Below are 22,176 nucleotides of genomic sequence, written 5' to 3'. Positions count from 1 at the left end.
AATTGCTGGGTTTTTATTATCATTTTTCGTAAGTGAATTTTGACTACTAGTTCGTATTGTCACAACCCGGTGCGATACCGTAAGGGCTATTAGGCGGCGGATTTGCTTCATCTTTCAAATCTGAAGATAGAACGCCCAAGCTATACACCATACTTTCACTGGACTCGCTTCCGTTTGATTCGGCTGATACTTTAACACGTACATCGGCCCATCCACCAAATTGCTTAGCATAAACACCATTAATTACTGCTTGACCGTTGGCATCGGAGGTTGCAGTGCTCGGCACCGTAAATACGTTGCCCGGGGTTAACATGCCGTCGCCATTAAGGTCTTCGCTGCCGTCTAAAATGCCGTTACCATTACGATCTTCAGAGGGTTGCAGTATGCCATCACCGTTTAGATCCTCTGTACCATCAAGTATCCCATTTCCATTTCGATCTTCGTTCGCACAGCTCTGCGTAACGATTTGATCCCATATTTCGTCTGTGGGATTCCAGACCCAATATCCTTTTCTAAACGCGATACCGGGATAACGCACAGGCGGCGCTGAAAATGTCATTTGTTGGTTTTCACGTGGCGTAGAGTCAGGGTCTGTTACAAAAATAGAAAACTCTTTCGACAGCGACGAATCATTAGGGACAGTTAACAAGTTACCTGTTCCAATAGAAATATCAAACGCACGATCCCCCACTGTTAGCAGCGTTTGTCCCGTCACATTGGTGTTATCCTCAACCGTAGCGGTTACCACGACAGATTCAATGGTACTTACTGCATTTGAGCGATACACCGTGGTTGCAATTCCACTTCTATCTGTGGTTGCGCGACCCGTTGTGATTTCACCATTGCTGACATCGCTTAAATTAAACAGCACCACTTTATTTTTAACCAAGTTACCAGACACGTCTCTAACAACGGCTGAAATCGTACTGGTTTGTCCATCTGGCCCAATTGAGTCAGGCGTTGCATCTACGATGATACTATTTGCTACTGTCGCAACGAATTCTATGTCAAGGCGTGTACTTACCTGCTGGTTCGTACTGTCAGTTCCAATCGCCGTAATTTGCGCGATACCTGCATTGGTCGAACTCACCACCAAATCTGCGACACCGTTTGTATCAGTTGTTGCATCAGCACTTACCACTTGCCCTCTAGAAATTGAGAATCGTACGTTTCCATTTGCAAACGGATTCCCTTGTCTTAACCAGCGAATTTGAAGATTCTTATTTTGGTTAAGAGGAATATCGTCAGCATCGAGGTTGACATCAGGTGGATTCAAAAAGATGAACTGATCTTGCTGAACTGTGATATTGATTTGTCCGGCCGTATTGAGTGCACTTGCTTGTACAACAAAAGTGCCAGACACACTGCTATTGAATACAACACTTGCTTGGCCGTTTGATGCTGTAGTGACACTCCCTGTGCCAATGGTTTGGCTGGTAACGTCATTCCCGTTGGCATCCAACACCTTCATACCTACCGTTGTAGAAGGAACACCATCACTGTCTGAGTCTTCAACAATCACCGTTAAGGTTGCCGAGTCATTCACAATAACAGTTGTCGGCCCATCTATACGCGCTTCTGTTCCCACGACAGGGATAGGTGTTGTTGATATAAGCGACTGTTGAGTCGTTTGTACTTGTGCCGTCGCAGTGATAATGCGATTTGCTGGGTTATTCGGTGTAGACAATTGTGCCTTGGCCATCCCCGACGCATCAGTAATCGCCTGAGTTACCGTTAACGATGCTCCTTGATCTGCGCTAAATAAAACCTCTACCCCTTCTAACAATACATTACGTTCATTTTTAACTAGTGCTGTTAACTCAATAGTATCTGAGCCGCTTGATGATAACTGGCTCGCAGAAGCATAAATTTCTAACGACTTAGGCTCAGTAAGTTCTTGCGTAGCGCCTGAGGAACTAAACCCAACTTGACCTGTTACGGTTTCATCGACGGTGGCAACGACCAACCCATCCCCAGAATTTTGTCCTACAATCAAACCAATTGACGCAACTCCATCATTATTCGTAAGTGCAGTAGCGGTATCTCGGTTAAACTTGGCGAGTGTATCGTCGGTTAAGCTAAAGGTAACCAACTCGCCAGAAACGGGATTTCCATCGTCTGTAACAACAGCGTTAACTGTAAGAGGAGAATCGGAAGACAACGAGTTATCAGCATTTCCGTCTTTATCTTCTATGCTGACCGACACACGCTTATTTGTTGGTGTGCTCCCTCCGCCACTATCGTTATCTCTTTCAAGGCTGCCACCGCCACCGCAAGCCGATAGAATTATTAGCATACAAACGGTGAAAAAATATCCGAGTACATTTTTTTGCGTCATAGTTGTTAACTTCACTTTAATCAATTGTTTTCCCTTGCTTGCTTTTAGAGGTTTTGCTTCCGCGCCAATCTTGCTAGGCTATGCGCCATAAAAACGATAAATTGGATAATTATGAGTCAGTCCCAACAAAAATATAGCCTTACTGCTCGAATTTTCTTCGGCATGATTGCCGGTATCATAACCGGATCCCTCCTTAAACTGCTTTTTGATGATAGCGGAGATTTTACGTTTAGTGTATTGACCCTAGAGGTTTCTACGTATGCTGTTTTAGTCGATGGTATATTTAACGTTATAGGTCAGATATTTATTGCAAGCCTTAAGATGCTTGTGGTTCCCCTGGTTTTTGTTTCTCTGGTTTGCGGAACGAGCAGCTTAAGTGACCCCGCAAAATTAGGACGTTTGGGTGGTAAATCTGTACTGTTGTACATCAGCACAACGGCCTTAGCTATTACATTAGCCGTCAGCTTTGCGTTAATTGTGTCGCCGGGAGTAGGTGTAGAGATGACCTCGCAAGCCACCTATGAAGCGAAAGAAGCCCCTTCACTTGCACAAGTGATCATTAACATGTTCCCGTCGAATCCAATCAATGCCATGGCGCAAGGAAACATGCTTCAGGTCATTGTATTTGCAATACTCTTTGGCGTCGCTGTCGCTATGAGTGGTGATACAGGTAGCCGAATAGCGCGCTTCTTCGACGATTTGAACGTCGTTATCATGAAGCTAGTCACGATTTTAATGAATCTAGCGCCTTATGGTGTATTTGCACTATTGGCGAAACTATTCGCTACCATTGATTTAGGCTTGGTTGGCAACCTAATTCAATACTTTGTCTTAGTATTGGCTGTTTTAGCCGTGCATGCATTTGTGTCCTATTCAACAATTTTATATGTACTGACCAGGCTCAGCCCCGTTACGCTGTTTAAGAAAATGCGTGACGCTGCAATCTTTGCCTTTAGTACCTCTAGCAGCAGTGCCACCCTGCCGGTTACGCTTGAAACAGCAACCAAAAAACTTGGCGTTAAAAACTCAGTGGCGAGTTTTACTGTTCCGCTAGGCGCAACCATTAACATGGACGGTACAGCGATTATGCAAGGCGTCGCAACGGTATTTATCGCTCAAGTGTTCAGTGTTGATTTAACACTTTCAGACTATTTGATGGTCATTCTCACAGCAACGCTTGCGTCTATTGGCACGGCTGGCGTACCCGGTGTTGGCTTGATTATGCTGGCAATGGTATTGAACCAAGTAAACCTTCCTGTCGAAGGCATTGCACTGATTATTGGCGTTGACCGTCTACTTGATATGACGCGCACCGCCGTTAACGTAACAGGCGATTGCATGGTGGCATGTATTGTGGCGAAGTCTGAGGGTGAGCTAGACGTAAATACCTTTAACGATGTCGATGCGGGCAAACAATCAGAAGAAGTGCACTTTCCGACAGAAAAGGCTTAACAACACATTCATCTACGCATTAAAAAATCCACCATTTGGTGGATTTTTTAAATGTAGAGGTAATATAAATAAACGATATTCCGTATTTCAATATCGTTATTATTCATTCATTTTAAACAAGGCACTTCTCAGCGCTGTCTTTAATTCATTTCGATAATTTCAACACCAATTGTGCAGTGGGTTTCACCGATGGACTCACAGCGCACCACTCTTGCTGTTGCTGATAAAGACGGAATTTGAGAGCTGGTTGATTCAATAGAAACACTCACTTTGGTTCCTGGCTCTACTGATTGCTCCTCCACCTCAAAAGACATGCCTGTTGCACTAATATCTTTGCACACCGCGACAAGCGTTCGTGTTGACTCTTCATCTTCTACTTTTAACTCACAGGGTGAATTTAGCATCATTCTAAAAAAGTTGCGCTTATCATCATATCCTAACATGTGTTACCTCTACCCAATTACGCAAAAAATTGTCTTAATGGGTGGAATCAACTTCGCAAATAATTCCACCTCGTTGACACTTTTATAGGGTGACTACAAGATAATGTCAACGCCAGTTTTTATATCTCATTTAAATGGTTAGTAATTCGCTTCGCAGAGATAGGTATCGAGGTTCCCAACTGTTGAGCAAATAACGAAACACGTAATTCCTCAATCATCCACCTAATTTCTTTCAGAGAGTCAGGCATTTGTGCGCCGACTGGGAGCTTGTTACACACAGCCTCATATTGCGCCTGAACCTTTTCAACTGTCATTTGATGCATTCTGTCTTTAGCGGGATCGATAGGCAGTTTTTCCAATCGACGAGCAATCCCCTCTATATATCGATTCCAATGTTCTAACCGAGCTTCACCAATATCAGACACAAAATCACTGTACACTAAACTGTTTAGATGTTGCTTGATATCTCCATGCGCATTGATCATCGTCAATGGGACATTTCCCTTTAACTTTTTCTGCACACCATGTGCTGTTGTCAGGCCTTTTTCTACAGACGAAGCAATAATGAGTACCTTTTCGTTAATATGTTCTCTCACCACATCACGCAACGCCATAAACTCATCTTCCTGTCGCACATCGCTTTGACGAGCCAATTGAAACTCTTGAATAAGTGCATCGACACCACAGTTAATACAGTCATTAATAAGATCTTGAATTTTCCCAAACGGATTAAAATAAAGCCCCAGCTTCGCTTTGTTGGGCAATTTTTCTTGCAGGTATTTTACTGGGGACGGAATGTTTAGTTTTACGAGTTCTCGCAACCCAATTTGATGCGCATTTCTGGCTTTTTCTGGATGATCAAACAATTTGATTCCCACACTCGCAGATTCAGCAACCAACGCGGGAAATGCTTTCACCTCAAACCCACCTTGCTTGCTGATGAATTCTTTTTGTAATGGTGGGAAATTCCACTCGGTCAACCCTGTTTGCTCAACATCAGGCGTTGCCACTTTTTTCAGCGTGTCACTCACTTTGCCTTTTAACGATTCTTTCAAGGCGAGCAAGTCACGCCCTTGCTTTATCACCTGCCCTTTGCCATCTAGCACTTTAAAGTTAAACAGCAAATGCTTGGGCAATTGCTCACGTTGCCAATCCTCTTCGAGCACGTCGATACCTGTCATACGTTTTAACTTCAGAGACAACGCGTCAAGTAACGAAATACTATTTCCCTTTTTATCTGTCGGTTGTATTTCCTCTAGGCACGCGGTGGCATAGTCAGGTGCAGGAACAAAATTACGACGTAATTTTTTGGGTAGCCCTTTTATCAGTGCAACAATTAACTCGTGGCGTAGTCCTGGAATCAGCCAATCAAAACCTACATTTTCAAGCTGATTTAATAACGGTAATGGCACCATAAGGCTAACACCATCATCTTCATCCTTTGGTTCAAAGTGATAGTTTACAGGAAGCGACAGATTATTCTGTTGCCAAGCGTCAGGAAAATCCAAAGGCGATACGCCAATATTTTCACGTTTGAATAAAGCCTCAGGATCGAAGTGTAGAAAACGCGCATCTTGCTCTCGCTTAGTTTTCCACCACTTTTTGAACGATGCTTCTGAACAAATATGGGCTGGGATACGCTCACTATAAAAAGCGATTAAGTCAGACTCATCAACAAGAATGTCTCGGCGACGCGACTTATCTTCTAGCTCAAGTACATTCGCTACTGCGTCTTGGTTGGCAGTAAGAAACGTCTCATTAATCTTGGTATCGCCATTTACAAGGGCTTCGCGGATGAAAATATCGCGGCTTACATTCGCATCGATTTTTCCAAAATTAACCGAGCGATTCTGGATAATGGTTAACCCATAAAGCAATGCCTTTTCTGATGCTTTAACAATGCCTTGTTTTTTTGACCAATGAGGCTCTGAGTGTTGGTATTTCACCAGGTGCTTCGCCAATGGTTCAGCCCATTGAGATTGAATATTTGCCGCAACGCGCCCAAACAAGCGAGAGGTTTCTGTTAGCTCTGCCACCATTGTCCATTTAGGTGGCTTTTTAGACAGTGGGGACCCCGGAAATATTAGAAAACGAGAATTCCTCGCACCTATGTATTCTTTCTCTTTATCCTTGACGCCCATATGAGAAAGCAAGCCAGATAACAGAGCGATATGAATAGCATCATATTCTGCTGCTTCACTGTTTAAACGAAAGCCTAATTCAGCAATCGCCTTTTTTAATTGGCTGACAATATCTTGCCATTCCCGCATTCTTAAATAATTCACGAACTGGGTTTTGCACCATTTACGCAACTGATTATTTGAGAGCGCTTTTTGTTGTTCACGAAAGCCGCTGTATAAATTATACAGAGCAATAAAATCTGAGGCTTTATCCTGCCATTGGCTGTGGGCTTCGTCTGCGGCTTGTCGTTTTTCCTGAGGCCTTTCTCTAGGATCTTGAATACTCAATCCCGCTGCGATTACAATCACTTCTTGAATACAGCCTTGCTCTGCGCTTTCCACCACCATTCTTGCATATCGAGGGTCGACCGGAAGTTTTGCAATCTGACGACCCATCTGAGTCAATCTAGCCCGTCCTTTTTGCTTCTCTAAAGCACGAAGCTCTTCTAACAACCTGAACCCGTCATTGATATTACGGCTATCTGGTGGTTGCACAAAAGGAAAGGCATCGATATTGCCTAATCCTAGCGACAACATTTGTAAAATAACGGAGGCCAAATTTGTACGCAAAATCTCGGGGGCAGTAAATTCATCTCGAGATAAATAATCGTCTTCAGAATACAGTCGAATACAGATACCTTCAGATACCCGACCACACCGACCCGAACGCTGGTTAGCTGATGCTTGTGAAATAGGCTCAATCGGAAGCCGTTGTACTTTACTTCTCACGCTATATCGTGAAATTCGAGCCATACCCGGATCGATGACATATTTAATACCAGGCACCGTTAACGATGTCTCAGCCACGTTCGTGGAGAGAACAATTCGTCTCGTGCCTTTAGGGTGAAATATTTTATTCTGCTCGCTTGCTGAAAGTCTGGCATAAAGAGGCAATATTTCCGTGTGCCCGAGTTTTTCTTTTGACAATGCGTCAGCCGTGTCACGAATTTCTCGCTCACCACTTAAAAATACTAAAATGTCGCCTTTTCCCTCGCCAGATAGTTCATGCACCGCATTAATAATCGCCTGAGTCTGATCAATATTTTGCTCAGGATCGTCGAAAGGACGGTAGCGAATTTCTACAGGGTATGTTCTTCCGCTCACCTGAATGATAGGCGCTTGATTGAAGTGCTGAGAGAAACGCTCAGGATCGATTGTTGCTGACGTAATGATGACCTTAAGATCAGGACGCTTGGGCAGCAATTGCTTCAAATACCCCAAAATAAAATCGATGTTTAGACTGCGCTCATGGGCTTCATCAATAATAATCGTATCGTACTGATTTAAAAATCGATCTTGCTGTATTTCGGCGAGCAAAATACCGTCTGTCATTAATTTAATGTAACTATTTTCACTGACTTGATCAGAGAAACGCACTTTAAATCCAACATGATGACCAAGCGGTGATTCCACTTCTTCAGCAATCCTCGTCGCTACGCTACGGGCTGCTAAACGTCGGGGTTGAGTATGACCTATAAGGCCGTCTACACCGCGACCTAACTCTAGGCAAATTTTAGGTATTTGAGTGGTTTTACCAGAACCAGTCTCCCCCGCAATAATAACGACTTGATTGTTCTGGATGGCGTCGGCAATGTCATCGCGCTTATCACTTACGGGCAAATCTGGGTAGGAAATTTCAGGGCGCTGCTGCATTCTCAATGCACGTCTTTCACAAGAACGCACTACGTGCTCCTTTAAATCTGCCCACTGTTTTTCTTGGTTATCACCTTTATTTTTTATTAAATCATTGAGTCGACGCCGAAAACGAAATCGTTCGGCGCCAATTGCTTGATTAATCAATTCTTTTATTTCTTGGTGATTTGCGGGTGTCAAAGGATCTTCTCGCCAGATTAGTCGTCATTAAAGCGCAAGATCCTAGAAGATCCTGATAGCAATTTCCAGTTGTTTACGGCGTCCGATAGCCGTCTTTTAGTTGGATATCAATCGCTTTAAGCACATGAGTACGATTAATCGTGCCTAAAAGGTAGCCATCGTCGTCTAAAACGGGGTAGATTTTCGGTTTCTGCCCCAGCATTTCTTGGGCTAACTCAAAAATTGACTCATAGGGTTTAACACTCAGAACTTCTTTGTGCATGATATCTTTAACACGTGCTATTTGTTCACGGTAGTAGCTCGATTCTATCATTCGCTTGATACAATCTTGTTCAGATACAAACCCCACCACTTTTTTATTCGCATCAAGCACAGGGCCACCAGGCTGATTGCTACTTAACAGCTTACCGACAGCTTCAGCAACGGGCATTTCGGTTTCAAAGGTAACAGGATGTCGGTTCATATAATCACTGACTTTTAAAGACTCCATCTATCCTCCACATGATATTAATGCTAGGTGTCTATTGTTAAAGATAGTCACCAGAATAACGAAATGCCTGTGTTTATTTAAAAATCTCCACCAATACCTCGCCCTGAGTATTGATGCTAGCGCGGTACATGCCCTCTGTGTTAAACGGCATGGCAATGTTTCCATGCCTATCAAGCGCTATCACACCCCCTAACCCACCAGCCGGTAATAACACATCATGAATCACCTCCTTCGCAGCCTTTTCAAGGGGCTTACCTTGATACTTAACACGAGCGCAGATATCAGCGGCAACATTATAGCGAATAAAAAATTCACCGTGCCCCGTTGCCGACACACTACAGCTTTCGTTGTCTGCAAATGTGCCCGCTCCAATAATGGGCGAATCACCTACTCGCCCGTAGCGCTTTGCGGTCATGCCGCCTGTTGATGTGCCAGCCGCCAAGTCACCGTGTTTGTCTAGCGCTACTGCACCTACGGTTCCAAATTTATAATCGAATGTATCAATAGAATAAGTAGATGATGGAGAAAACGTAAGCTTTTGCAACGCCCTATCTAACGCTTGTCTTCGGTGTGGCGTAGTGAAATAGCTATTATCAACCTGCGTCAATCCATGTGATTTTGCGAAAATTTCCGCACCGTCAGCCGACAGCATCACATGCACAGATTTTTCCATTACTGCTCTGGCGGCTAGAATGGGATTCTTTACTGTACGCAAGCTCGACACGGCTCCTGCCATGCGGTTTTTTCCGTACATAATTGATGCATCAAGTTCATGCGCGCCCTCAAACGTTAGCACTGCGCCTTTACCAGCATTAAACAAAGGCGAGTCTTCTAGCAACGTAATAGCGGCAACTACGGCATCCACACTAGAATGGCCTTTCTTTAACGCCGCATGTCCGGCTTTTACTGCGTTCTCCAGTTGCTGTCGGTAACGTGCTTCTTGCTCATCTGACATATTGGCTTTTGATAGCGTGCCTGCACCACCATGAATCGCTATCGCAACAGGAGGTGCTTTGTCGGTCGCGTGACTAGAAGCATGGAAGAGAAGAAAAGGCAGCGCAGCGCTAAATATGAGGGTTCGCATCATTGACTCCGATTTTCTGTTTAGAATCAGTAAAGTATCACCCTCTAGTCAAAATGTCAGCCGTGCAAAATATAACCCGCGATAATGGTTAATCTAACGTGAAACCGACTTTTAGAGTAACCTGCCAATGCGCGATATTACCATCTTCTATATGTCCGCGTGTGCCAATCACTTCGAACCAACGCATGTTATGAATCGATTCTTTCGCTTTCGCCAATGCATTTTGAATCGCCTCATCTGACCCTTTCGGCGAGGACCCAGTGAGTTCAATTAGTTTATATGTATGGGTAGACATTGCGTTTCTCCTTTTTTATCAATGTACTATTCATAGACTATTTACTGTTATATGGATCGGTTTATTGAAAAATTCTTTGAAGTCCACGTCATAATTTGTTGAGATCGGCAGGCAATTATTTAATTAGAAGAAACTCTCTTTGTCAGATTTAACTTTATATTTTTACGACTTCGAAACCTGGGGAACAAATCCTAAAAAGGATCACCCGTCGCAGTTTGCAGGAATAAGAACAGATGCCGACCTAAACCCCATAGGTAAACCGCTGAATATATACTGCCAAATCCCTAATGATTACCTTCCGCATCCGGAAGCCTGTTTAATTACGGGAATCACGCCGCAGCAATCGTTACGAGATGGCTTAATCGAAGCAGAATTTACGCGTAAAATTTATCAAGAGTTCAGTACACCGGGCACGTGTGCATTGGGGTATAACAGTATTCGTTTTGACGACGAGGTTACGCGTAACACATTTTTCCGTAATTTTTATGATCCATACGCCCGTGAATGGCAGCATGGCAATAGCCGTTGGGATATTATCGATTTAGTAAGAGCATGTTACGCCTTGCGTCCTGAAGGCGTTAATTGGGTATATAAATCGGACGGTACACCGTCATTTAAACTAGAAGAGTTAACCATTGCCAATGACATTAGCCATGAAAACGCCCATGATGCGATGTCAGATGTTTACGGCACTATCGCATTAGCAAAGCGCGTCAAAGAAGCGCAGCCGAGATTGTTCGACTACATATTTTCACTTAGGCAGAAACAAGCCGTAGGCAAACTGATCGATTGCTACAATATGAAGCCATTTATTCATGTTTCGTCAAAGTTACCGGCTTCACAAGGATGTTGTACATGGATGGTACCCATAGCCTATCACCCCACCAACAAAAACGCGGTGATATGCATTAATCTCCAGCAAGACCCTACTCGCCTAGCAGCGCTTTCAACGGAAGAAATTAAAGCCTTACTTTACGCCAAAAATGAGGACTTTCCTGACGGCACAGAACGATTACCATTGAAGTTAATTCACTTAAATAAATGCCCGGTTGTGCTTCCGCCCAAGTCGTTGTCAGAAGAAGGAGCTGAAAGGCTGGGTATCAATAGGCAACAATGCCTTGTGCATTTAGAATGGATTAAGCAATCAGAAGGGTTACATAAAAAGCTACAGGATGTTTACGACACGCCGTATTCAGACAATGAGCAGGTAGACGTAGACCACAGCTTGTATTCCGGTGGTTTTTTCTCAGATTCAGATAAAGCAAAGATGGAGCAAATCCGTCAAATGGCACCAGAAGCACTCATTGAACTTGCCTGGCAATTTGATGATCCCCGCATACAATCAATGCTGTTTCGCTACAGAGCAAGAAACTACCCGACCACATTAAGTGAAAAAGAAATAGAGAAATGGCAACGCCATCGCCAGTATCGGCTCATGGAAGCCCACGGTGATGCCAGCATCATTCTCCCAGAATATTTAGAAAGAATTGGTTTATTAGCGGAACAATATGTAGACGACGCCAGAAAACGCCAAATACTCAAAGACCTGTATACATATGCTCAACAATTGTAAACAATTGCTTTTTAAGGACGAAATCGCTTGTAATTAGTTATGTATGTTTTAGTCTGGTCGATAACCTAGTATATCGGAAAGCTCATCGAAACGAGCGCAGCGACATAAGAAGTGACGTCGGAAAGTGAGTATGAATGGGATCGAATTCAAATTAAACGAAAATAAAATACATGTAGATGTGCATATTGATGGTTCTGTAAAAGCCGACGATATTGACGCAAAGAAGCTATCTGCTCTCTTTTTAGAAAGTGAGTTTCGTGATTTTTTCATAATTGAAGATGCGTTTTTAAAGGCGCAAGCAAAAATCAAAGAAAGCAAAGGCAGTGCAACCAGTATTAAGAGTACCGTTGCTGAAAAACGTGATACTGCTATTGCCTTCAGCTTCTCAGACGGCGATTTGGTGGCTAAACTTCAGCTTACCGCTCCTTATGGCGGCTCTATTCCTTCTGTCGAAGATATCAAACTATTAGCTAAAGAAAACGGCATAGAGCGAGGATTCGGTGAAAAACGGGTTCATGCACTGTTAAGAAAATTGGTGTCAGCGTCACCAGGTGCCCTTCTTGAAGATATTATTGCCAAAGGCCTTCCACCTAAAATGGGAAAAAGCTCTAAGCTCAGACCCTTAGTACCTAACGCATTAGAGCGAATTTTAGAGCCGCAAGCCAGTGGTGGTAATCGGGTTGATATGCGCAACCTAGGCGATGTGATTTGTGTCAAGCAAGGAACAGAGCTACTGCGCAGACTCCCTCCTACACTAGGGCGTGACGGCTATACCGTAAAAGGCACTAGCATTCCTTCTAAGCCTGGCGATTGGAAAAATATCGACATTGGCGAAGGCGCTGAAATCAGCGAATACGACGAAAATCTCGTCGTAGCCAAAATTACTGGGATGCCAAAGTTTAAAGATCAAAAAATGTGGGTAGATGAAACCTTCATTTGTACTGGCGTAAATGTAGGAACGGGTAATATCAATTACGACGGCGCAGTATTGGTCAACGGTGATGTCACTGAGAAGATGGTCATTATTGCTGCGGGTGATGTAACTATTAATGGCTTTGTGGAGTCTGCCACTATTCATGCGGGCGGTGACATTATTATTACCGAAGGAGCGATGGGCAAAGTAAATGAAACCCATACAACCTTCAGCAGTAAGCTAGTATCACAAGGTAATGTTCATGTTCAACACGGGCAAGGATTAGATATTAATTGCAGTGGCAATGTTACGATTGGGCGTCAACTCGCTTACAGCAGAATTATGTGTGGAGGCAGCGTGACAGTTGGTCCCGTTGACAATCCTAATGGCAATTTATTTGCGAGCGAAATTCATTGCCACGGCCGCGTAATTGCGGGAACACTGGGAGCAGTTTCTGGCAGTAACCTCAGTATTGACTTCAGCGGTGGCTTCAATCTGCTTCTTGAGCGCAAAGAGACCCTTGATGAACTATTAAAGCAGTTGATTGACAACAACACCCGTCATGAAAAGAAAATGGGCCTTATTCGGTCAAAAAACATTCATAAAGATCTGGTATCAAAGTTTGAAGAAGCCGAATCGATGCTAAAAGCAGAACAAAACCTGTTACATTGGGTAATGATGAAGGCCGAACAACTGAAAACGTCAAAAGACAGTTATCAAGACGAGATACGCTTGGTTGCGAATAAACGGCTGTATCCAGGCGTGGTGGTGAAATTAAACAATCGCACTTGGCGAGCAGAAAAAGAATATGGACGTGCCTTGGTTTTCTACGAAGGCCACCAATGGCAATACGAACCCATCGTCTAATTTTAATTATAAGTAAGCGTTATGAATAATACGATTTATCAATACTCTCTGCCTCTTGGAAATGGTCAGGAGCAGCCATTAGACGAATATCAGAATCAGGTTTTATTAATCGTAAATACAGCCTCAAAATGCGGATTTACACCACAGTATAAAGGGCTGCAGGCATTGTATGAAAAATTCAATGAACGGGGCTTTAGTGTGCTGGCTTTCCCCTGTGATCAATTTGGTCATCAAGAGCCAGGAAGTGATGACGAAATCGCACAGTTTTGCAGTATGAATTACGACACATCATTTCCAATTTTTAAGAAAATTGACGTGAATGGTGATGACGCAGCACCACTTTATGAACACCTAAAGAAAGCCGCACCGGGTTTATTAGGAAGCAAAGCGATTAAGTGGAATTTTACGAAGTTCCTCGTAAACCGTGATGGTCAGGTGGTTAAACGGTATGCGCCAACCACAAAACCAGAAGACATTGAAAAAGACATAGACAACTTGTTGTAGAACGGTGATTTCGATCAAGGCAATACAACACAATCTTGGCGTAAGATTATGAGAAGCAGGTCAGGAGAAGCAAAGTTGAATCAATAAAATCCGAAGAACATAAGATTAATTGTCGTTGATTCACATACATTTACTGGCCATTTCTACTAACCAATAAATTGGAAAGAATACTATGTACCGAGTCGCAGTATTCAGTTGTCAACCGTATGATCAGACCTATCTCAGTCAAAATAACCATGCCGAAGAGGTTGAATTTACCTTTATTCCCTCTAGGTTGACTCACCAAACCGCGCCACTGGCTGCGACATTTGATGCTATCTGTGTATTTGTTAATGACGTGCTTGATAAAGCCTGTTTAGACATACTTCACTCTCTTGGCGTTAAACACATTGCCCTGCGCTGTGCGGGCTTTAACAATGTGGATTTGGAATATGCTGCTACGCTCAACTTACATGTGTCTCGCGTACCAGCATACTCGCCAGAAGCAGTGGCTGAACATACGATGGCACTGATTCTTAGTTTAAACAGACACATCCATAAAGCTTATAACCGTGTTCGAGAAAACAACTTTAGTTTACTCGGATTAACTGGGTTCAATCTTTATAAAAAAACTGTTGGAGTAATTGGAACAGGCAAAATCGGTTCTGCATTGTGCCGAATTCTTAACGGGTTTAGTTGTGAAATTCTTTGCTACGACACTATACAATCAGACTGTATCACCGCAATGGGCTGCAAATACGTGAGTTTGCGAGATATCTGGGAGCATGCTGACATTATTTCATTACATTGCCCCCTAAACGAGCAAACCTCGCATATGATTAACGCCCGTTCTCTTCAACAAATGAAAGATGGCGTTATGTTAATTAACACGTCACGTGGCGGGCTTATCGACACAAAAGCGCTCATAGCGGCACTAAAGTCACGCAAAATTGGATTTCTTGGCCTTGACGTTTACGAAATGGAATCTGAACTGTTTTTTGAAGATCACTCAATGGAGATCCCATCAGATGATCTTTTTGACCGTTTGGCAGGCTTTCCCAATGTCCTCATTACCGGACACCAAGGCTTTTTCACTCATGAAGCATTACAGGAAATCGCCACCACGACGCTTTCCAATATTGAAAATGCCAGATTAGGGCGGTATCCAGATACAACCTTTCTTTGTTGATTTTAATGTTGTTGTGAAGGCTAGCTAAATTCGTTAAACACGATATACATATATCAAACGCATTGAATACGCCCCTTCTTGTTCAGCATGATAACGCTCTAACGCGATAAATTTAGTTGTGAAATTTTTATCTCGCTTACAATTGATATTAAGCATATTCTTTCAGAGCTTTTGCACCAGAATATGATAATAGCGACCCAAATCACGATACGGTAATACCTTTGCGTAACGTTTCTCCATTTCAATTATCTCCTCGAAGGACACTCTTTCCCTGTCAGCTGGACGCATATAATCATGAAAGCAGCGAATACCCGCTTCATGTTTAATTGATACAGGCAAGTGGGATAATATTGATTTAATATAGCTCGGTGATTGTGCATTATTCGGATTCAACCTAACGGTATTACGCTGTCGCATGCCATTTTTTACAAAATCGAAATTGCCATACAATAAGTTGGCAAACCGATGCGCGTCTTCGTTGAAAAAACTCAACGACAGCCACCCGTTGGGTTTCAATAGCGAAACAAGATGTGCAATGGTATCTTCAGGCGTCTCTAACCATTCCAATACCGCATGACACAACACTAAATCGAAATGCGTGCTCTCACCAGCAATAATGTGTTGAATATCAGTAGAATCCAAAGATTGAATTTTACCTAAATGATAATGCACATTGTCACAGTGACTAAGCTTGTCTTTGCATAAACTTAACGCATCTTCTGAGATATCATTAACGAGCACTTGATGACCTTTTAACGCAAATTCCTTCGCCATTTCACCCGTTCCTCCACCCGCGTCCAATACGAGAAGTGGCGGATCTTGGCTTTCCAAATGATCTGCTAAATAGCTTACAAGCAACTCATGCCTTAATCGCCCTTTTGATGACCCGTAAATATTTTTCTCAAATTTATTAGCTATCGTATTAAAGCTTTGATCTGGTTTATTATTGTCTTTCATAACTATTGAAGGATGTGACCGTTTTGGAACTGTTTTACCTAAAGAAGTGGATTGGGGCCTTACTCATGCCGATGAGTATATCATTTATTCTTATCCTGTTCGGAATGATTCTCAGACAGAGGGCATTGGGAAAATTAAGTATCGCAGTAGGTACATTGTTAATCATTGTATCTTCATTCCCCTTTGTACCTAATACGCTTTTAGGCAAGCTAGAGCACGCTTACCCACAATTCGACCTTTCAGATGAGGTGGAATACATTGTTGTCTTGGGTTGCGGTCACGTGAATGATGCAACGTTGCCTAAATCCGCGCAACTAAAACATTGCACCGACAACCGCTTAATTGAAGCTGTAAGGATCCATAAGAAAAACCCTGGCGCTGTTGTCATTACATCGGGCGTCAATAACACGGAAGCATTTACTCAAGCGGAGTTTAACAAGGAAATACTCGCTATACTGGGCATCTCTTTTAACAAGCTCAAAGCGATGAATGTCGGCAGAGACACCCACGAAGAAGCCACATACCTAAAGAGCATTTTACATAATAAACGATTTGCACTTGTGACATCAGCGAGCCATATGAAACGAGCTGTGATTGAGTTCGAAAATGTAGGCTTGGTTCCCTACCCTGCACCGACTGAGCATTTGGTGAAACGCTCAGACAACCCAAGCTTAAGGAACTATCTTCCTCACTCTTCTAACATTCAAAAGATGGAACGATGGTGGTATGAAACATTGGGATTACTGTGGCAGAAACTAAGACCTGAATGATTGCTACTTCATAATCGTACTGTTTTACATTGCGAGAAAACGCTAACCAATGACAGAGAAGTTTAGTCTCTGTCATTGATGTTTGTGAGCAAATTTATGCAGGATTAGGAATATCAATAAATGTCACATCTACTGGCAAATGCTGCGCTATGTATTCACCTAACGCTTTTGCCCCATACCGTTCCGTAGCATGATGGCCAGCCGCAATAAAATGTATTCCGCATTCTCGCGCAGTATGAATAGTTTGCTCTGACACCTCACCAGTAATAAACAGGTCAATATTTTGTTCGGCAGCTTGTTCTATATAACCTTGTCCGCCCCCACTGCACCACGCTACCGTTTTAATCTTTTCAGGTCCGCTTTTTTCTACCAGCGCAGACACCCCCAAAGACGAGTTTATCTTACTGATGATGTCATCTATTGATTTTTTTTGTTCGAACTCGCCTTGCATGGCAACGCTAAATGGATTGCCTAACTCTAAACCTCGTGCATTTTTAATGTCAAAGCGCTGTGCCAGTTGCGCATTGTTACCCAGAGTAGGATGAACATCGAGTGGTAAATGATAGGCAAATAAATTGATATCATTTTGCAATAACGCCTGTAAACGACGCTTTTTCATGCCTGTAACCACTGGGTTTTCGCCCTTCCAAAAATAGCCATGGTGAACAAGTAGCGCATCTGCACCCGCCTCGATACTGGCATCGATCAATGCTTGCGAAGCTGTTACCCCAGTAACAATTCTTTCTATCTGTTCGGCCCCTTCGACTTGAAGACCGTTTGGACAATAGTCTTTGATTTTTTCTGGCGTCAGTAAGTTCGCTAAGAAAGCGTTTAGTTCATTACGACTTATGCTCATTTAATATCCTAAAATTTGCCAGCAGAGTGAAAATTAGACATTATACTTAAAACACGGTATAAAACCCGTCCAGTTTTTACTTTTTAAATATAAATCAATAAAAAAGGCAAAGACCTCATTATGAGTAAATTGGATAAAGACCAAGTAATTGCAAAATTCACCGAGGCCTATAAAGCAGCAAATGGTAAAGCACCATCTATTGAAGCCAAAGGTGGTTGGTATAGTGTTGATGGTGGTAAGAACCTGCGTCTAGCGGCCCTTGATGAGCTGGCAGACGAAATGTCAAAAGGCAAAGGAAAGGCTGCAACCAAAGAATCAAAGCCAGCTACAAAGTCTTCCCCAGCTAAACCTAAAGCGAAAAAGCCAGTTACTAAGAAAAAAGCAAAAGGCGGTTTTTCGGTAAAAGAATATTGGGCGGAAAAAATTCAAGCTGAGAATACAGGCGCTAGAAAGCCTCGATAACTGTCTCAGATACGCAAAATAAAATTCGGGGCGAATACGCCCCTTTTTTATGCGCGAATTCCCAAAGATTCTGGGTAGGGCTCTAGATACACCTGACTCGACAAATACTCGTTGGGATGGTGCTTAAGGTGATGTTGAAGCAGCGTAATCGGTGCCATCAATGGAATATAACCTAACCGATAGCGCTCAATTTGATCAGACAATTCTTGCTTGTCTTCTTTGCTTAATTGCTTCTTCAAAAAGCCTTGTAAGTGCATCAATACATTGGTGTGCTTTTTACGATTAGTTGGCTTGCTCAACACACCCAACAGAAGTCCTAAATACTCTTTCATCAATGTGTCAAATTGTACTTTCTTGCCCGTCGCGACTAAACGGCCGAGTTGCTGGTACGCCTTGGGGCTATATGCCATGACCAAGAATTTGTGTTTACTATGAAACTTAACTAACGCGCCCATGCTTGGATTATTCATCACTTCATTGCGAAAATGATGATGAACATATACTTTGGTAACAAAACTCTCGCGCAATCCAAGGTCATTAAGCCTTCCGTCTTCTTCAATCGGCAACAAAGGGTACTGCTCTTTTAATCGCTTAGAAAAAAGCCCCATTCCTTTACGGTGCAGTACATCACCTTCTGACGTGTAAACTTTAATTCTTTCTACACCGCACGTGGGTGATTTTGCACAAAATATATACCCGTCCAACTTAGCAAACTGCGGTGATTTAGTGTCGTAAAAGCGATTTAACGCTGACGTGTGATCAATGGCTGAATCTTTGGAGTCGACTAATTTTTCTTGACCTTCATCTTCAATAATTCGAATTGCAGGACGAGGCACAGGCATACCCATTCCCACTTCCGGGCAAACTGGCACAAGATGAAATGTCTCGCCAAGGTAGTTCGAAACATAGCCAGACTTCTTATGTCCACCATCAAACCTTACTTTATCGCCAACTACACACGCACTTACACCAACATGAATTATTTCTTTGTTGACTGCTTCTTTATCCATCAAGCTTTTCTACCTTTCTAATTTACCTTACATAAACAGTGATAGAACAAAATTGGATCTCTTCAAGTACAAAAAAATTTATTTGAACCATTTATTGGCATCGCAGTCTATAACTATACGCATTTTGTTGCGTATCTCCCTGAATGCCCGATTTCACTAGCGCTTTCGAAACCGGGCTTTTTTTTGCCTAAAAATTCCAGATGCCACGTAAATAATAAAAGCCACCATTTATGCCCATCGGAGATGTCAGCGGATAAGTTGATCCTACCAGCCCTTGGTATGGATTCGTATCAGGAAAATTATTCAACACGTTTTTTGCCCCTAGACTGGTCGAAAAAGCACTGCTCATTCTATAGGTCACCTCGGCATCAAGGGTCCACTCACTACCTGCGTAGATATCATAACCAGCGGAAGCATCAACATGGTCTTCATAGTAGCTACCAAAATAATTGGCCCTAAGTAAGTAGTCGAACGCGTCAGTTGCGTGCGTAAACGTAACAGCGAGACGATGTTGCGGTAGGTTGTTTTCGAGCATACGAATACGCTGCTGCGTAATGTTGGAGGTGGGTTCTGGCTCACCTTGCTGGTTGAAACGAATGTAGGCCTCAACGTTTTCAACATCGGTATGGGTCCAGTTATAATTGAATATTACCTGAGATTCGCCGTACCGCGAATCAAAGTCGTAAGACATGACAATATCCACACCTTGAGAGTGTGTATCAAAGTCATTGGCGAAATATTTTGCACTTGTAATACCTGACGTCCCCGATATTCCAATTGACTCAAGGTAACGAATATCATCATCAGTGAGCGATAGCGCTGATGTTGTGCTTATTCTATCCCGCATGTGAATACTGAAGTAATCAACCGTAACATAGAAGTTATCGTACATCTGCCCCACCCAACCTAAACTCACGTGGTGAGACTGTTCGGGTTTTAGCGCTGAAGCACCCAAACGCATTGCGACAGGATGGTGTGGAGAGAGTGTAATTTGATCCTCTAGCTGCCCCTCGAAAAATGCCGTGGTTATATTTACTACGTTGCTTTGACCAACAGAGGGGGCTTTAAAACCACTACTAAAAGACGTACGAACAGAATAGTCTTCGCTCAAATCAAACATAAGCGCTACTTTTCCGTCAAATGTATTTCCAAAATCACTGAAATGCTCGTATCGCGCAGCCAGCCCTAGTTGAATACCTGCATCAGATCGGATTTCTAAATCCGCATAGCTAGCCCAATTATATCGCTGCCACTTTCCCGCTACAGCGGGTTTGAACCCATTGAATCCGTTGGAGCCTGCTCCAAAGCCTTGTGATGCTCCAGTCAATGGATCAAGTGCTAAATAGCCCACCTGATAAGATGGCTTGTCTCCAGCTATCTGTTCAAAACGCTCCTGTCTGTACTCTACTCCCATTGCCATACTCATTTGCAATTGATTAACGGTGCGCTCTTTCTGAGCATCTATTCGCAAACTTTGTTCCTGTTGAATAGCAGCGCCTGGTTTGAATGATGTTGGACTGTCAGGCCCTAAAGAGGGATTAATGCTACCCTCAAGTAAATACTGAATTTTAGAGCGACCATAAGTGGCACTTAAATCAAAAGCCCACTGATTATCAGTATCATACGTTATCCCAATCACGCCATGTATATCCGATAGCTTTCCGCCAAACAAAGGCGTAAACCCACCTGGAAACCACTCATTGAATGCAAAACAATTTTGTCCTATTTCTGTTTGATTATCAGCAATCAACAAATAATCTGTATCATCGAGCACATTGTCATCAACGATTGGGATTGTTGGGCACGTTATACCGCTGTCAATACCATCTAAATCCGCAACCAATAATTGAGGTGTTTCATCATTCCCTCTAACAAACACCTGTTGTCGTTGCTGCGGATGCCGATAATAAAAACCACTCATCATCTTCCGTTCAGACAAGTTAGCAAAGCTATACATCGCCGTATCAGAATCTAACTCCCACTGACTATTGAGGGCAAACTTCGCGTCATATTTAATTTCTGGCGCCCCCCAATGTTGGGCGGGCTCCGCGACAAAATGGTTGCCAGCGTTAATTAAACGCATCGCGTCATCGCGTTGTGTACTTCTGCTCGTCGCATTTTGATGTCTAAATTCGCTACTCAAGTGTACAAAACCACCACTGCCAAATTCGAATCCATTATTCCATTGGATTTGAGTTGCTTCACCATCGCCGTCAAAAAAGCCACCATTTTGCACAACAACGGCGCCACCGTTGGCATCATTTTTAAGTACAAAATTAATTACACCAGCGATCGCATCAGACCCATATTGCGCGGCAGCTCCATCGCGAAGCACTTCTACTTGATGGATTGCAGACAGAGGAATCGTTGACAAATCTGGACCTTGGGCCCCATCAGATAACCCACCACCTAAAAACGTGATCACCGCTGACCGATGATAGCGTTTACCGTTAATCAGTATTAAGGTGTGATCAGACGCTAATCCTCTCAGATTAGCAGGTCTAACCAACGTAGATGCATCATTGATAGGTTGATCGTTAACGTTTAAGGAGGGAATCAAACTAGACAGCACACTAAGCGCATCCATGCCGCCAGTAGAAGACAGTTCGCTCGCGTTAATAATATCAATTGGCACAGGAGAGTCAGTGGTCGTTCTTGGTGTAGAACGCGTCCCAACAATGGCAATTTTTTCAATTTTATGTTTTTGAGCTTCTGGCGCACTATCGCCTATATTAGGTTGATGTTGCGGATTGGGCGCAATAGCATTGGCCATACCGACTGAATACAACGCATCTTCGCCTTTAATCAACGAAAGTTCTGTGCCGGCAATGACTAAACGAATGGCGTCACTCACAGTGAATTTTCCCTCTACCGCTTGAGACACGTGTTGTTCGGCGATCTCTAATGGAAACAAAAGCGTAACCTGTGCTTTTTCAGCCAGTTGCGTGAGAGATTTATGCATGCTTTGCTGCGGTAAATTC

Annotated in this window: 17 protein-coding genes; 7 read left to right on the top strand and 10 right to left on the bottom strand. The window is 43.1% G+C overall.

The genetic code is table 11. The annotated features are described in order from the left end of the window. Positions 1-46 precede the first annotated feature (46 nt). Positions 47-2,338, bottom strand: coding sequence for an Ig-like domain-containing protein (locus tag OE749_RS11735; RefSeq protein ID WP_263712649.1), 2,292 nt, complete (start codon positions 2,336-2,338; stop codon positions 47-49). Positions 2,339-2,449: 111 nt separating this feature from the next. Between OE749_RS11735 and OE749_RS11730 the strand changes: the two genes are divergently transcribed. After that, positions 2,450-3,790: a dicarboxylate/amino acid:cation symporter gene (locus OE749_RS11730; protein WP_263712648.1), complete on the top strand. Its 1,341-nt coding sequence runs from the start codon at positions 2,450-2,452 to the stop codon at positions 3,788-3,790. 140 nt (positions 3,791-3,930) lie between these two features. On the opposite strand, the gene OE749_RS11725 is transcribed toward OE749_RS11730, so the two are convergent. From OE749_RS11725 to OE749_RS11705, 5 genes are all read right to left on the bottom strand, one after another. After that, on the bottom strand, positions 3,931-4,233 hold the full coding sequence (locus OE749_RS11725; protein ID WP_263712647.1) for a PilZ domain-containing protein: 303 nt from the start codon (positions 4,231-4,233) through the stop codon (positions 3,931-3,933). Positions 4,234-4,352: 119 nt separating this feature from the next. After that, the gene (gene hrpA / locus OE749_RS11720) at positions 4,353-8,246 is read right to left on the bottom strand and encodes an ATP-dependent RNA helicase HrpA (protein ID WP_263712646.1); all 3,894 of its coding nucleotides are present in this window, start codon (positions 8,244-8,246) and stop codon (positions 4,353-4,355) included. A 73-nt stretch (positions 8,247-8,319) separates the two neighbouring features. After that, positions 8,320-8,736, bottom strand: a complete 417-nt coding sequence (locus OE749_RS11715; protein WP_263712645.1) for a CBS domain-containing protein — start codon at positions 8,734-8,736, stop codon at positions 8,320-8,322. 73 nt (positions 8,737-8,809) lie between these two features. Next, entirely contained in the window at positions 8,810-9,820 is a 1,011-nt protein-coding gene (locus OE749_RS11710; RefSeq protein ID WP_263712644.1) for an isoaspartyl peptidase/L-asparaginase family protein, read from the bottom strand. 88 nt (positions 9,821-9,908) lie between these two features. Continuing rightward, positions 9,909-10,115: a dodecin gene (locus tag OE749_RS11705; protein WP_263712643.1), complete on the bottom strand. Its 207-nt coding sequence runs from the start codon at positions 10,113-10,115 to the stop codon at positions 9,909-9,911. 139 nt (positions 10,116-10,254) lie between these two features. Here OE749_RS11705 and sbcB point away from each other — a divergent pair, with 139 nt between their 5' ends. The 4 genes from sbcB to OE749_RS11685 all read left to right on the top strand — a co-directional run bounded on the left by sbcB (position 10,255) and on the right by OE749_RS11685 (position 15,140). Then, positions 10,255-11,688: an exodeoxyribonuclease I gene (sbcB, locus tag OE749_RS11700; RefSeq protein WP_263712642.1), complete on the top strand. Its 1,434-nt coding sequence runs from the start codon at positions 10,255-10,257 to the stop codon at positions 11,686-11,688. 130 nt (positions 11,689-11,818) lie between these two features. Further along, positions 11,819-13,468 (top strand): DUF342 domain-containing protein, encoded by a 1,650-nt coding sequence (locus OE749_RS11695; RefSeq protein ID WP_263712641.1) that lies wholly within the window; start codon positions 11,819-11,821, stop codon positions 13,466-13,468. 21 nt (positions 13,469-13,489) lie between these two features. Continuing rightward, a complete protein-coding gene (locus tag OE749_RS11690) occupies positions 13,490-13,972 on the top strand; it encodes a glutathione peroxidase (protein WP_263712640.1) in 483 nt (160 codons plus the stop codon). A 172-nt stretch (positions 13,973-14,144) separates the two neighbouring features. Next, positions 14,145-15,140 carry a 2-hydroxyacid dehydrogenase gene (locus OE749_RS11685; protein ID WP_263712639.1) on the top strand — a complete coding sequence of 332 codons (996 nt, stop codon included), beginning with the start codon at positions 14,145-14,147 and terminating at the stop codon, positions 15,138-15,140. 162 nt (positions 15,141-15,302) lie between these two features. On the opposite strand, the gene OE749_RS11680 is transcribed toward OE749_RS11685, so the two are convergent. Then, positions 15,303-16,097, bottom strand: coding sequence for a methyltransferase (locus OE749_RS11680; protein ID WP_263712638.1), 795 nt, complete (start codon positions 16,095-16,097; stop codon positions 15,303-15,305). A 23-nt stretch (positions 16,098-16,120) separates the two neighbouring features. Here OE749_RS11680 and OE749_RS11675 point away from each other — a divergent pair, with 23 nt between their 5' ends. Beyond that, complete coding sequence (locus OE749_RS11675) at positions 16,121-16,867, top strand: ElyC/SanA/YdcF family protein (RefSeq protein ID WP_263712637.1); 747 nt, start codon at positions 16,121-16,123, stop codon at positions 16,865-16,867. Between the two features lie 94 nt (positions 16,868-16,961). On the opposite strand, the gene OE749_RS11670 is transcribed toward OE749_RS11675, so the two are convergent. Beyond that, on the bottom strand, positions 16,962-17,723 hold the full coding sequence (locus OE749_RS11670) for a Nif3-like dinuclear metal center hexameric protein (protein ID WP_263712636.1): 762 nt from the start codon (positions 17,721-17,723) through the stop codon (positions 16,962-16,964). 120 nt (positions 17,724-17,843) lie between these two features. Here OE749_RS11670 and OE749_RS11665 point away from each other — a divergent pair, with 120 nt between their 5' ends. Then, positions 17,844-18,185: a hypothetical protein gene (locus tag OE749_RS11665; protein WP_263712635.1), complete on the top strand. Its 342-nt coding sequence runs from the start codon at positions 17,844-17,846 to the stop codon at positions 18,183-18,185. Positions 18,186-18,232: 47 nt separating this feature from the next. On the opposite strand, the gene OE749_RS11660 is transcribed toward OE749_RS11665, so the two are convergent. Further along, positions 18,233-19,195: a YbgA family protein gene (locus tag OE749_RS11660; protein WP_263712634.1), complete on the bottom strand. Its 963-nt coding sequence runs from the start codon at positions 19,193-19,195 to the stop codon at positions 18,233-18,235. Between the two features lie 187 nt (positions 19,196-19,382). Next, on the bottom strand, positions 19,383-22,157 hold the full coding sequence (locus OE749_RS11655) for a TonB-dependent receptor plug domain-containing protein (protein WP_263712633.1): 2,775 nt from the start codon (positions 22,155-22,157) through the stop codon (positions 19,383-19,385). Between the last annotated feature and the right edge of the window lie 19 nt (positions 22,158-22,176).

This window comes from Fluctibacter corallii (assembly GCF_025751585.1).
GTDB classification, from domain to species: domain Bacteria; phylum Pseudomonadota; class Gammaproteobacteria; order Enterobacterales; family Alteromonadaceae; genus Fluctibacter_A; species Fluctibacter_A corallii.
The sequence above is the reverse complement of the archived record's forward strand: the minus strand, read 5'-3'. Positions and strand labels throughout refer to the sequence as shown.

Coding starts and splice junctions, on each gene's coding strand:
- OE749_RS11660 (WP_263712634.1), bottom strand. CDS start 19,195: ATGGATAAAGAAGCAGTCAACAAAGAAATAATTCATGTTGGTGTAAGT.
- OE749_RS11665 (WP_263712635.1), top strand. CDS start 17,844: ATGAGTAAATTGGATAAAGACCAAGTAATTGCAAAATTCACCGAGGCC.
- OE749_RS11705 (WP_263712643.1), bottom strand. CDS start 10,115: ATGTCTACCCATACATATAAACTAATTGAACTCACTGGGTCCTCGCCG.
- OE749_RS11685 (WP_263712639.1), top strand. CDS start 14,145: ATGTACCGAGTCGCAGTATTCAGTTGTCAACCGTATGATCAGACCTAT.
- OE749_RS11710 (WP_263712644.1), bottom strand. CDS start 9,820: ATGCGAACCCTCATATTTAGCGCTGCGCTGCCTTTTCTTCTCTTCCAT.
- OE749_RS11730 (WP_263712648.1), top strand. CDS start 2,450: ATGAGTCAGTCCCAACAAAAATATAGCCTTACTGCTCGAATTTTCTTC.
- OE749_RS11735 (WP_263712649.1), bottom strand. CDS start 2,338: ATGACGCAAAAAAATGTACTCGGATATTTTTTCACCGTTTGTATGCTA.
- OE749_RS11670 (WP_263712636.1), bottom strand. CDS start 17,723: ATGAGCATAAGTCGTAATGAACTAAACGCTTTCTTAGCGAACTTACTG.
- OE749_RS11690 (WP_263712640.1), top strand. CDS start 13,490: ATGAATAATACGATTTATCAATACTCTCTGCCTCTTGGAAATGGTCAG.
- OE749_RS11695 (WP_263712641.1), top strand. CDS start 11,819: ATGAATGGGATCGAATTCAAATTAAACGAAAATAAAATACATGTAGAT.
- OE749_RS11715 (WP_263712645.1), bottom strand. CDS start 8,736: ATGGAGTCTTTAAAAGTCAGTGATTATATGAACCGACATCCTGTTACC.
- OE749_RS11725 (WP_263712647.1), bottom strand. CDS start 4,233: ATGTTAGGATATGATGATAAGCGCAACTTTTTTAGAATGATGCTAAAT.
- OE749_RS11680 (WP_263712638.1), bottom strand. CDS start 16,097: ATGAAAGACAATAATAAACCAGATCAAAGCTTTAATACGATAGCTAAT.
- OE749_RS11655 (WP_263712633.1), bottom strand. CDS start 22,157: ATGCATAAATCTCTCACGCAACTGGCTGAAAAAGCACAGGTTACGCTT.